This window comes from Paraflavitalea pollutisoli, assembly GCF_029360705.1.
GTDB lineage: Bacteria > Bacteroidota > Bacteroidia > Chitinophagales > Chitinophagaceae > Paraflavitalea > Paraflavitalea pollutisoli.
In genome coordinates, this window is sequence record NZ_JARKMX010000008.1 from 3,376,928 (window position 1) to 3,389,502 (window position 12,575).

Consider the following 12,575-nt stretch of genomic DNA (forward strand, 5'->3'; position numbering starts at 1 on the left):
CGGTCGGTCGGGAGTTGCTGTTGGTCGGTCGTGAAAGCCGCTTTATCGCTGATTTTCACGGTCAACTTTAACAATCCCGCAGTATATTTTAATGGCACCGGCCGCCATTTTTTAGTAATTTTATTCCGAAAGAACGCAAAAGTAGCACTTCACATCGTAAATCATTAAAATCACTTTCATCATGTCCCGACTTCTACTTATAACTGCCTTTGCAGTAACAGCCTTCACCAGTTGTTCGGTGTACCGGACTGGCGATCGGACGGATACGCCGGATGATGTGTATTATTCGCCTGCCCGCGGCGGCGGTGGTGCAGCTTATGTAGAGACGGACCGCCCACGCGATGGTTACCGCAACAACAGCCGGAGCAACGACTACTACGATAACTCGTATGGTTATGATGACTACTGGCTGCGGATGCGGGTGCGTGATCGCTACCGCTGGAGTGCTTTCGATGATTACGATTGGAATGATTACCGCTACATGCCCTGGGGTTATAACAACTTTGGTTATGGCAGTAACCTGGGTGTAGGTTTTGGCTACAATCCGTTTTACTACAACAATTTCAATCGCTACTTCAGCAACTACTATAGCTGGAACAGTTGGTACAACCCCTACAGCCCCGGTATCATCATCGTGAATCCCAAGGGGAATGTACCGGTGTATAACAAAGTACGCGAATTCAACCTCAGCCGTTATACCAACAATGCCTACAACAATGGTAATCGTCCGCTGAGTGTCACTTCCAAAGCGAATTACCTGCGCAGCGGCAATTACAACAACGGCAATACCCGCTCTACCAACCAGAGCTTGGGCAACAGCATCCGCAAAGTATTCTCCAACGGAGAAAGCAACAGCGGTGGTGGCCGTCAACGCAATACTTATTACAAACCAGGCTCCAGCAATGATCGCCCGGTACGTACCTATACCCCCAGCGAAAGCAATAACTCAACCCGCAGCTATACGCCTGCGCCTTCCAATTCTGGTGGCTCTTCGGGTGGTAGCAGTGGCGGCAGCAGCGGCGGCGCTGGTGGTGGTGGCGGTGGCAGACCAGCACGTGGTGGCCGTTAATACCTGAAAAAATGACTACGAGAGGAAACAGGATTTAAGATGTCTTGAATTTTGATTCCTCTTTTTTTTATACTTCCCCGATCAACTTGAATTGTAACACATGAATAAGAAGATTTACCTGATTGCAACATTACTGGCAGGTCAGCAAGCTATAGCTCAGCTGCCGGAAGATGCCTTGCGTATGAGTTGGAATGTACCTTCCGGCACGGCCCGCAGCATGGCCGTTGGTGGTGCGATGGGTGCTTTGGGTGGTGAGATCACGAACCTGTGGGTGAACCCAGCGGGCCTTGGCTTTTACAAAACAAGCGAGCTGGTATTGAGTCCCGGCCTTACGCTGGCGAGCGCCAAGGGCAGTTTCCGGGGCACTGATGCGAAGTCGGACAACCTGACCCGCTTCAACCTGGGCGCATCGGGTTTTGTGTTTGGCTACAACGACCCTGGTAGCCGCTGGAGCAGCAAGGCATTCAGTTTTGGCGTAAACAGGGTCGCCAATTTTGCCGGCAGCACCTATTACAAAGGCACCAATGATTATAGCTCTTTCTCCGAGCCCCTGGCCAATGAATTGTTCAGCTACTATTCCCGTATAAGAGATCAATACCCTGGCCGCTCCGACAAGCAAATCGTCGCTGACGCCGTGTACGATCCTGCTTTATCGGTGAAGACGCGGATGGGCCTGTATACTTACCTGCTCGATATCGATACCACGACCGGCACCGTGTTCTCGCGGGCGGAAGACCTGGGCATCGTAAACCAGGAAAAAACCGTCAATACAAAAGGGGGCATTACGGAGATTGCCCTGGGCTTTGCTTCCAATATGGACGATAAGCTGTTTCTGGGCCTTGGCATCGGTATTCCCATTGTGAATTATGTACGTCATACTACCTATACCGAATCGGATCCTACGGCTGCGCTGAATGACTTCTCGTATTCGCGCTATGAAGAAGAATATACCAACAAAGGGGTAGGCTTCAATGCCAAACTGGGTCTGATCTTCAAACCGGTGGAAAGATTGCGCCTTGGCCTGGCCATTCATACGCCCAGCCTGTATGCGCTGAAGGAAAAGACCACCAGTAAGATGGTGACTGACCTGGAAACTTCTTTCGACCCCAACTGGCCCGTAGACAGTATCTCCAGTTATCAACTGGAGCCTAACAACCGCGACCCCGAATTCAAGTACGACCTGGTATCTCCCTGGAAGTTTATTCTGAGTGGTTCTTATGCACTGAATGAGGTGGCTGATGTGAGCCGTCAGAAGGGCTTTATCACGGCTGATATTGAATATGTCACTTATGGTAGTTCAAAGTTCAAAGAAGCGGAGGACAATGGTGAAGGCGAGTATTACAAGCAGGTAAGCGATGCCGTGAAACAACTGTACAAAGGCGCACTCAATTTCAGGATAGGTGGTGAGCTCAAGTTCAATACCATCATGGCGCGCGGTGGATTTAGCTACTACACCAATCCGTATAAAGACAGTGAGCTGAAAGCAAACCGTATGAATGTGAGTGGTGGTCTTGGCTACCGTGACCATGGCTTCTGGATCGATCTTACTTATGTTCGTGCCCTGGGCAAAGATTCCGATTTCCCCTATCGGGTGGATGCGCCCCGTGCGAATACCTACGCTTCTATTAAAGACCAGACCAGCAATGTGATGCTGACCTTCGGTATCAAGCTGTAATTCCCCTCGCTATTACTGCACATTCTATTACTGGTATAAATTATAAAACCCCGCCTGAAAAGGCGGGGTTTGTTTTCAAGGTTCTTTTAAAACCTTAACCCTTCACTTTAAAAGCCCTCATAGGGGATCTCTACGGATTAGCCGGGACTCCACCCGGCTGGTTGTTTGGCATTACAAAAGTCGGATATCTTATTAGAATAATTTAGCATCCAAATAGACTTAACGTCATAATATTAACAAAATTTACCTTTTCGTAGGTGTTACACCTTACCAGGGGCAATAATCCAGCTATTGACGCAACTTCTCAATTACCCTCCTGCGTCGACGCCTGTGCATATTGTAATACGTCTACCGCATTTTCGGGTGAAAACCATTGGATTGCAGGGTCTTTCCGGAACCAGGTCAGCTGCCGTTTGGCATAATGCCGGGTATTGGTTTTGATCGCTTCTACGGCTGTTGCCAGTGTGCCGGCACCCTCGAAATAATCAAACAACTCATTGTATCCCACGGTTTGAAGCGCATTCAGGGAGCGCCAGGGCAACAACGATCGCGCTTCTTCTACCTGCCCCGCCTGCACCATGTTTTCGACCCGCTGGTTGATGTTGCGGTACAATTCGGGACGGGGCAATTCGAGCCCAATTTTAACAATCCGGAAGTCACGCGCGGCCTTTTTACCCTGCTGGAAATGGCGAATCGACTGCCCGGTACTTCTTTTCACTTCCAGGGCCCGTATGAGCCGCTGGGGGTTATGGATCTCACCGGTACTGTAGTAGAGCGGATCTTCTGCCGCCACCTGTTGCTGCAACCAGCTTATTCCGTCCAATTCGTACTGCTGGGCTATCTCCTCCCGTACTGTGGGCAACACGGCGGGTATATCGTCCAGGCCCTCACAAAATGCTTTTACATATAATCCCGTGCCACCCGTCATCACCACCACCGGATGGGTGCTGGTTATTTTTTTAACGGCCTGCAGCGCATATTGTTCAAATACGGCTGCATTCACGTCCTCATGAATAGAATGGGAGTTGATGAAATAATGGGGAACAGCTGCCAGTTCTTCGGGGGATGGCTTGGCCACGCCGATGGTCATTTCGCGGAAACACTGCCTGGAATCGGCTGATATGATCGATGTACCGAACTGCTGCGCCACACGTATGGCGAGGGCTGTTTTACCGACGGCGGTAGGACCCACTATGACTATACAAACTGGCTGCATGAATTGGAATTGGACAAAAAAAAGAGGTGATTTCCGCTTACTGGACATCACCTCCTGCCACTACTGCGGTATTTACTTTAGATATCTTCTTCTTTGCCGCCTTCGTCTTCGGCTTCTTCACCCAGGCCCATGCCATCATCGTCGTCGCCATCACCTTCGGTACCGTACCCTTCTGCGCCGGCTTTGAGGTCGTATTTCTCTTCTACCTCGGTGAGCTTATCGCCTACCAGCCCCTTGGTGCCGTATTGCGAAGGTGCAATGCCTTCCGATTTTACGAGTGCCGGGTAATCAATCTTGGCATTTTCTTCTTTGGATACGTTGATCAACTCAACGAGGAAGCTCCAGCCTTTGACGAAATCGTAATTATAGATAAACTTTTGGTTGGGATCACGGATCTCTGAACCGATGGTCGTTTCCTCCATGAGGAGTGGCGCCACCTTGTAGGTCTTGTCGTATTTGGCCAGGGAGATCTCTCTGCCGCGCTGCCAGTTGTCGTTGCTGCGGAAGAAGGTAGCCTGGTGTTTACTGTCGAACTCGTAGGCTTTTAGGATAATCTGGTGCAGCTGTAAAAACGTTTGGGTGTGTTTTACTGCTACATCCCGATAGATGCTATCGTCTTCTTCAAAATATATCCTGAATTTCAGTACAGCCATAGTAAAGTTATGTTTCTGGTTTTTGGCTTCGGATCAGTCAAGGGAAGACTGCCAACAGCTCCTATTTGCTCCAAAAATAATATAATTCCACTAAACTCTTTTTTTCGCACAACTATCATACCAGCCAGTCAAATCGGGCATGGTAATTATACGACGGGCTTCAACCCCATGCCTGCTGCCGTTTCCATCATAAAATCGTAGGCAGCATCGTAATTGTTGTCGATCTTTCCATCGAGGATGGCTTCACGGATCGCATTCTTGATATCGCCCACCTGCTTACAGGGCGAAAGGCCAAATATTTCCATGACCATTTCGCCGGTGATGGGTGGCTGCCAGTTGCGGATACGGTCCTTTTCCTCCACTTCCCGTAACCTTTCTTTCACCAATTCGAAGTTTTCGAGAAAGCGTTTCACCTTTTGCTTATTCTTGGACGTGATATCGGCGCTGCACAGCAACATGAGTGCATCGATATCGTCGCCCGCATCGAACAGCAGCCGGCGAATGGCCGAATCGGTGATGTCTTCTTTGGTGAGGCTGATGGGGCGCAGGTGCAGTTCTACCAGCTTGCGCACAAACCGCATCTTTTCATGCTGCGGCAGCTTGAGTTTTTGAAATATACGGGGCACCATGCGGCCACCGACTACTTCATGCCCGTGGAAGGTCCAGCCATGTCCCGGCTCAAACTTCTTGGTGGGTGGCTTGCCGATATCATGCAATAATGCTGCCCAGCGCAGCCACAGGTCATTGGTATGGCGGCTGATGTTATCGATGACTTGCAGGGTGTGGTAAAAATTGTCCTTGTGCCCCATTCCGTCGACATATTCCGCGCCGGCAAGGTCTACCATCTGCGGTAACACGATGTGCAGCAATCCGCTTTGGTATAGCAGGTCGAGCCCTACGGAAGGTTTGGGACTGAGCATGATCTTGTTCAGCTCGTCGGTGATCCTTTCCTGGGTGATGATGCGAATGCGTTCTGCATTGTCTTTGATCGCCTGGAAAACGGGCGGGTGTATGGTAAAACCCAACTGCGCCGCAAAGCGGATGGCCCGCATCATGCGCAGTGGATCGTCGCTGAAAGTAGTGAGCGGATCGAGCGGTGTGCGGATCAGTTTATTCTCCAGGTCCTGCATACCATCGAAGGGGTCTATCAGCTTGCCATAATCGTCTTTGTTGAGACTGATCGCCATGGCATTGATGGTGAAGTCGCGGCGATCCTGATCGTCTTTGATGGTGCCGGGCATCACTTCGGGGTTACGGCTATGGTAACGGTAACTTTCTTTGCGGGCACCTACGAACTCGATCTCAAATGCACCTTCTTCCTTAACGGCCGGCATGTTCTCAACAGGGGGCTCCTCCACCTGCGTCGTCTCTACCGCATCTGGCAGGGAACTCTCTGCATCGTTCGCTTCTTCATCTTTCTTATAAAAATCTTTCAGCTTGATCTGTGCAGTGCCGTATGTTTTAAAGAAGGCTACATGCGGACGTGGGTTGAACCGATCGGCCACCCGGTGGGCCAGTTCGATACCATCGCCCACGCAGACGATGTCTGCATCTTTGGTAGTACGCCCGATGATCTTATCGCGCACAAAACCACCGATGATCCAGGCCTCTATGCCCAGGTCGGTAGCGGCGTGCGCAATCTTATTAAACACAAACAATTCCTTTTCGGTACACCGGATATCCATTCGGCAAATGTAAGCAAGATGCTGAAAATAGTTTCTATTGAAGAACGCTGCTTTTTATGGCAGACTGGCCAGCAACTGGCCCTCTTTGATATGGTGCGCGCATTTGAAATGGCCGAGGGGACAGGCTTTTCGTCCATGCAGGCCGCAGGGACGGCAGGGCAAGGGCTCTTCTATCTCCACCACAAAACGTTTATCCGACAGTGGTCCGAAACCGAAGGAGGGCAAGGTAGAGCAATAGATGGCAGTAACGGGTGCGTTGACGGAAGAAGCGAAATGCATGGGCGCCGAATCGTTGACGTAATTCATTACTGCCTTTGTCATGAGTGCCGTAGACTGCAGGAAGTTGAGCTTTCCGCACAGGTTGACGATCGTGTGCTGCGGTACCTGCTGCTGAATGGCATCGCCCAGGGCGGCATCACCCGGCCCACCCAGCAGGTACACGGCAAAAGGCTTGTCGAATGCCTGTAGAAATTTTATCCACTTTTCGGTGGGGTACTGTTTGGTAAACCACACGGAGGCAGGTGATATGGTGATATAGGGTTTATCCTGGTAGGGTTTTACTTTTTCGGCATCGGATGCAGAGGGATAGAGCCGCGGTTTTTCCGGGGCGCCTGTGGTAAAGGCCTTGATCAGTTCGTCATTCCGTTCGATCTCATGCAGGGTATGCTGTCCATCGCTGATGACGTGTTTGATGCGGGACGTGAAGAAACGGCTAAAAGGATTTTTATCGAAGCCAATGGTTTCGCGGGCGCCGGAAAATGCCGTCAGCAAGCCCGTCGCGGCGAAACGCTGTACGTTGATGATCTTGTCGTAGCGTTGTGCGCGTACTTCTTTGAGGAGGGCCAGCAGGCTCTTGTATTTCTGCGCCCCGCTCTTGTGCCAAACCAATACCTTCCGGATAAAGGGATGGTCTTTCAACAGTCCTTCATTGCCTTTGCGCAGCATGAAATCGATCTGCGCATCGGGGTATTGCCGGTGTATTTTTTCGAGGATGCCGGTAGCCAGCACGACATCACCTATGAAAGCGGTTTGTATGATGAGGAATTGCACGTTGACGGACTGTTTTATATTAGGGCCTGATGACTGATACCTGTCCACGCTCCCACCGAACGATGGAGGAGGGCGCAGCAATGGTGGTGTCATCGCGGCGGTAGTGAACGATGTAATCTACCTGGTCTTTGATCACCGCCGGTACTTCGCCATAGGTACGGGGTGAGGGTTCTCCGCTGATATTGGCGGAGGTGGACACGATGGGCTTGCGGAACCTTTTGATCAGGTGTTTGCAGTAAGTTTCCTGTACGATTCGGATTGCGATGGAGCCATCTTCATTGACGAGGTTATCGGCCAGTCCAAGGGCATGTTCATAAATGACCGTGGTGGGCCTGGTGACGCTATCGAGGTAGTCGAATACGGCGAGATCGGGATTGGCGACATATTGCAGCAGGTCGCGCTCATCGGCCAGCAGTACGATCATACTCTTCGTTTCGGGTCGCTTCTTCAGCTCATAGATCTTTCGTACTGCCTCGGGATTGGTGGCATCGCAACCAATACCCCAGATGGTATCGGTGGGATACAGGATCAACCCGCCTGCCTGTAATACGGACAGGCTATTTTCCACATCGGTATTAAAATCCATGCTGCAAATGTAGTTGCTAACCACCTGAATCGACGATCCGGTTGCGTTCTTTTTTATCCTGGCAGGTTGGGCCACGATTGCCGGGCACCTGCTGGCTGTTTCCCACAGCCGCACTTTAAAGGCGAACAATTTGTTAAGTTTGCAAAAAATAGGGATAATGGAATTAAAACAACTGATCAATGAGGCCTGGGCCAACCGGGAGCTTTTAAAGGAAAATAAATACAGCGACGCCGTAAGATCGGTGATCGCAGAGGTGGATAAAGGTTTGTTGCGTGTGGCACAGCCCGGCCCCGATGGCTGGACGGTGAACGAGTGGGTAAAACAGGCGATCCTGCTATATTTCGGTATTCAACAAATGCAAACCTGGACGGTAGGTCCGTTTGAGTTTTACGATAAGATGTTGCTGAAAAGCAATTACAAGGATCTGGGCGTACGTGCGGTACCGCATGCCATTGCCCGTCATGGCGCTTTCATTGCCCGCAACGTGGTATTGATGCCCTCTTATGTAAACATAGGCGCTTATGTGGACGAAGGCACTATGGTGGATACCTGGGCTACCGTAGGTAGCTGTGCACAGATCGGCAAGGGTGTGCACCTAAGCGGCGGTGTAGGTATCGGTGGTGTGCTGGAACCCCTGCAGGCGTCTCCCGTGATCATCGAAGATGGTTGCTTCATCGGTAGCCGTTGTATCGTGGTGGAAGGAGTGATCGTGGAAAAAGAAGCGGTACTGGGCGCCAATGTGGTGCTGACCAAGAGCACGAAGATCATCGACGTAAGCGGTCCCGAGCCGGTAGAATACAAAGGTCGTGTACCAGCCCGTAGTGTGGTGATACCCGGTTCTTATACCAAGAAATTCCCGGCAGGCGACTACCAGGTGGGTTGTGCCCTGATCATCGGTCAGCGTAAAGCCAGCACCGATCTGAAGACCAGCCTGAATGACGCACTGCGTGATTTCAACGTGAGCGTTTAGTTTTTCTTTTTTCTGATTTACCCCCCATAAGCAACATTGACCAAAACTAAACAAATACTCTGGCTCAACCAGATCAAACACATACTCTACCGGGTTTTCACCAATAAGAAGGTGCTGACCAGCTATTGCGAGAAATACGATCTGTTTTTCCGTTTCCACATCAGGGACGGTACCGGTAAAGACATCTACTACAAGTACGGCGTATATGGTGAGGATTATATTACGACCTACCTGCTCAACCATCTTAATATTACCCGCAACGACCTGTTGATCGATGTGGGCGCCAATATCGGCTGGCATACCCTGACCTTGTCAAAGGCCTGCCAGCCGACTGTGCTGGCATTTGAGCCCGACCCCTTTAACCGTTCGTTATTGCAGGAGAATATAGCGCTCAATAACCTGACCGGCATTCAGGTGCACGGCTTGGCGCTTAGCAACGAAACGGGTACGCAAACCCTGTATTTATACAAGAAGTACAATATGGGCCGCCACTCACTGATCAAGCAGCACAATTCGGTACGATCGGTGGAAGTACCTATTGTTCGGCTCGATGACCTGCTGGCCCGGGAGGGTATGCAGGAGCGGCCGATCAAGTTGTTGAAGATCGATATTGAGGGGTACGAGTTTATGGCTATGCAGGGGGCGCGGCAAGCCTTATTGCGCTGCGAAAACCTGTTGACTGAATTCACCCCCGACCTGATGAAGCAGGTAGGCCAGGATCCGATGGATTATATCCGGCTGATCCGCGAAGCCGGCTTCGAGTTGCAACAGATCGATCCGGAGGGTATCACAGTACCCGACATCGACAGGATCATTCGCGACGATATCCAGGTGAACCTGCTTTGTCGCAAAGCCGCTCAACGATAAGACTGCCACATACCTGTTTATAAAGACCGGCCTGGCCGGTCGCAGTGATGATTATGCATGCAACCAGAAACAACACGGTAACGCTGGCAGGATTTGGGATCACCTTCCTGGGTGCTGTCCTCTTTTCGACGAAGGCGATCATCGTCAAACTCGCGTTCAAGGATGTGGCCGTGGATGCTTTGACTTTGTTGACGTTGCGGATGATCTTCTCCTTACCCTTTTATGTGGGCGCAGCCTGGGCAGTGAACCGTAAGGCAGATACGGTGCCGCTGACCAGGCAGGAATGGGGATGGGTGTTGGTATTGGGGATCTTTGGTTATTACCTCAGCAGCCTGTTTGACTTTGTAGGCCTACAATACATCTCTGCCGGACTGGAGCGGCTGATCCTTTTTCTCTACCCTACTTTTGCCGTATTGATCAATGCCTTTGTATTCCGGCAACCGATACACCGGATGCAGAAGATTGCGCTGGCACTGACCTATCTCGGCATTGGGCTCGCTTATTATGGCGAGTTGCGGGTGGATACTGACAACCCCAACTTCTTGTACGGTAGCCTGCTGATCTTTTTGTGTGCCATCACCTACTCGATCTATATTGCCGGCAGCGGTTATATCATACCCAAAGTGGGAGCTACGCGATTCACCGCTTATGCGATGCTGGCGGCAACAGCCGGCATCTTTATTCATTTTGGCTTTGCAGGAAAAGTCAGTGCTTTGCAACAAGGTGCGGGCCTGTGGCTGTATGGGTTGATGCTGGCCATTTTTGCCACGGTGATCCCCTCCTTCCTGATATCGCTGGGCATGAAAAAGATTGGGTCGAACAATGTGGCGATCATTTCCAGTATTGGTCCGGTGTCGACGATCCTGCAGGCACATTTTATTTTGGGTGAGGGCATCTTCATGGAACAGGTGGTGGGTACGGTGTTGGTGGTGATCGGTGTATTGCTAATTGGCTGGAAAAGAGAAGGTGCCGTAAAATAATTGTTTGTTTTTTTTGTTCGAATTGAAATATTGCTATATTTGCACCCCCGAACACAAAGACAGACGGTCTGAAATCGAAAGAAACAAGACCTGATGGATTACCTGCCCAGGTGGCGAAATTGGTAGACGCACTGTGTTCAGGTCGCAGCGCTCGCAAGGGTGTGCTGGTTCGAATCCAGTCCTGGGCACTGAAAAAAGCCTGTAAGTCATTGACTTGCAGGCTTTTTCGCTTTTTAAATGTGTCAATTTTATTCACTTTTGTACGCTTTCGCACGCCATTTCTGACACACAAATGACGCGCGATCATGACACACAAAAAACGGTGGAACGCTACCAGCACACCCACAGAATACTCACCTGATGAGTATGTTTTCTCTACCAGCATTATTCAATTTCCCTCACTGCTGGCAACTTCACATTTGCAACGTAAACGCTCAGTTGCTTTTCGGCCATTTTCCTGCGGTAATACACCTTCTCCAAATTGGCAAAGGTCTTTCCCACAGCTGACAGGTACCCTATTTTTGAACCTGGGAAACTGTGCAGCATGAATATCGCGGAACGGCCCAACAGGAGCAACACGAAGATCTTCTATTACGAAGAATGGGGACGCGGAAAGGGCGACCGCGCAAGCCTCAATATCTTTACCTACATCCACCCCAAAAATCAATTAGAGAAAAAGCACAACGAAGAGACTTTAAAACAGCTGGCTGTCAAAAAAGCTGAAAGCATTCTTGATCAGCAGGCTGTCGGAACGGGGTACATTCCTACACACCGTTTCAAAGAGAACTTCCTTGATTACTATGAAGAGTATGTAAAAAAGCAGACCAGAAAGGGAAACAGGCATTTAAAATGCGGACTTACTCAGTTTAAACTTTTCCTGGGCAAAGACTTTTTAACTCCCATAGAAATGACGGAAGAGCTTTCCACCGGTTTCCGCAACTATCTTTTAGAAAAGTATACGGGAGATACACCGGCCAACTACTTCTCCAAATTCAAAAAAATGATACGCGCAGCTTCCAAAGATGGATACTTCCGTATCAATCCGTCCGAAGATGTAAAGGCAAAATCCAATCCTTCCATCAAGGTCAAAGACAACCTTGAAGTAGAGGACTACCTGAAGCTGCTGGAAACACGCTGCTCAAATATTGAGGTCAAAGAGGCTTTCCTACTCAGTTGTTATGCGGGTCTAAGATGGTGTGACGTGAACCCACTGGAATGGGACAAGGACATACAAGGCGATCAATTGCGTACGCGACTGTTGCAGGCAAAAACCAAACAGCCTGTTTGGATCACCCTTCACCCGGTAGCAAAGGCCATCCTCGAAAAAAGGAAAGCTGCCTATGCTCCCGGCCTGAGCAGCACACTGGTTTTCCGACTGCCAAACCATTACAAAGCAGGGACAATCTTACAACGGTGGTGTGATGATGCTGGTATTCATAAGCATATTACCTGGCATTGCGCCCGACTTAGTTTCTCGATCCTCCTGCAGGATAAGAATACCGACAATGCTACAGTAGCAGCATTAATGGGGCTTACCAGTCCTAAATATGTTGATCGGGTTTATAAGCGTCACCGGCCCAAAGACCAGACTGCGGTTATCAACAAACTTCCGCACCCTGTCCAGAATACCTGTCACACTTCCCTGGTTGAGCTCAAAACCCTGCAGCCGGGGAAAGTCACTGGCTACGCGGAGCAGGTTCCAATTATGGAATTGCTTCCATCTAAATCAAAAAACAAATATCAAAGCAAATCGACTGGCTGACCAGGCTACCATCCATGTTACAGGAAATGTTCTAATTCTGAAAGGCGGCTTTTTGGCCACCT

11 protein-coding genes and 1 tRNA gene are annotated in these 12,575 nt (G+C 50.1%); 7 read left to right on the plus strand and 5 right to left on the minus strand.

Going from position 1 to position 12,575, the window contains the following annotated elements:
* The first annotated feature begins 181 nt into the window (after positions 1 to 181).
* The gene (locus P2W70_RS27195) at positions 182 to 1,069 is read left to right on the plus strand and encodes a hypothetical protein (RefSeq protein WP_276484714.1); all 888 of its coding nucleotides are present in this window, start codon (positions 182 to 184) and stop codon (positions 1,067 to 1,069) included.
* Positions 1,070 to 1,169: 100 nt separating this feature from the next.
* Complete coding sequence (locus P2W70_RS27200) at positions 1,170 to 2,744, plus strand: OmpP1/FadL family transporter (RefSeq protein WP_276484715.1); 1,575 nt, start codon at positions 1,170 to 1,172, stop codon at positions 2,742 to 2,744.
* A gap of 304 nt (positions 2,745 to 3,048) precedes the next feature.
* Here P2W70_RS27200 and miaA read toward each other — a convergent pair whose 3' ends face one another.
* The 5 genes from miaA to P2W70_RS27225 form a co-directional block, all read right to left on the minus strand.
* On the minus strand, positions 3,049 to 3,960 hold the full coding sequence (gene miaA, locus P2W70_RS27205) for a tRNA (adenosine(37)-N6)-dimethylallyltransferase MiaA (RefSeq protein WP_276484716.1): 912 nt from the start codon (positions 3,958 to 3,960) through the stop codon (positions 3,049 to 3,051).
* A 77-nt stretch (positions 3,961 to 4,037) separates the two neighbouring features.
* Positions 4,038 to 4,613 carry an IS1096 element passenger TnpR family protein gene (locus tag P2W70_RS27210; RefSeq protein WP_276484717.1) on the minus strand — a complete coding sequence of 192 codons (576 nt, stop codon included), beginning with the start codon at positions 4,611 to 4,613 and terminating at the stop codon, positions 4,038 to 4,040.
* Between the two features lie 146 nt (positions 4,614 to 4,759).
* The gene (locus P2W70_RS27215) at positions 4,760 to 6,298 is read right to left on the minus strand and encodes a CCA tRNA nucleotidyltransferase (protein ID WP_276484718.1); all 1,539 of its coding nucleotides are present in this window, start codon (positions 6,296 to 6,298) and stop codon (positions 4,760 to 4,762) included.
* Positions 6,299 to 6,352: 54 nt separating this feature from the next.
* Complete coding sequence (locus P2W70_RS27220) at positions 6,353 to 7,348, minus strand: glycosyltransferase family 9 protein (protein ID WP_276484719.1); 996 nt, start codon at positions 7,346 to 7,348, stop codon at positions 6,353 to 6,355.
* Between the two features lie 19 nt (positions 7,349 to 7,367).
* Positions 7,368 to 7,934, minus strand: a complete 567-nt coding sequence (locus tag P2W70_RS27225) for an L-threonylcarbamoyladenylate synthase (RefSeq protein ID WP_276484720.1) — start codon at positions 7,932 to 7,934, stop codon at positions 7,368 to 7,370.
* Positions 7,935 to 8,091: 157 nt separating this feature from the next.
* Here P2W70_RS27225 and P2W70_RS27230 point away from each other — a divergent pair, with 157 nt between their 5' ends.
* The 5 genes from P2W70_RS27230 (at position 8,092) to P2W70_RS27250 (ending at position 12,513) form a co-directional block, all read left to right on the plus strand.
* The gene (locus P2W70_RS27230; RefSeq protein WP_276484721.1) at positions 8,092 to 8,904 is read left to right on the plus strand and encodes a 2,3,4,5-tetrahydropyridine-2,6-dicarboxylate N-succinyltransferase; all 813 of its coding nucleotides are present in this window, start codon (positions 8,092 to 8,094) and stop codon (positions 8,902 to 8,904) included.
* A 36-nt stretch (positions 8,905 to 8,940) separates the two neighbouring features.
* Positions 8,941 to 9,771 carry an FkbM family methyltransferase gene (locus P2W70_RS27235; RefSeq protein WP_276484722.1) on the plus strand — a complete coding sequence of 277 codons (831 nt, stop codon included), beginning with the start codon at positions 8,941 to 8,943 and terminating at the stop codon, positions 9,769 to 9,771.
* Between the two features lie 53 nt (positions 9,772 to 9,824).
* A complete protein-coding gene (locus P2W70_RS27240) occupies positions 9,825 to 10,751 on the plus strand; it encodes a DMT family transporter (RefSeq protein WP_276484723.1) in 927 nt (308 codons plus the stop codon).
* Between the two features lie 104 nt (positions 10,752 to 10,855).
* Positions 10,856 to 10,939 (plus strand) — tRNA-Leu (locus P2W70_RS27245).
* Between the two features lie 356 nt (positions 10,940 to 11,295).
* Positions 11,296 to 12,513, plus strand: coding sequence for a site-specific integrase (locus P2W70_RS27250; RefSeq protein ID WP_276484724.1), 1,218 nt, complete (start codon positions 11,296 to 11,298; stop codon positions 12,511 to 12,513).
* Positions 12,514 to 12,575 lie beyond the last annotated feature (62 nt).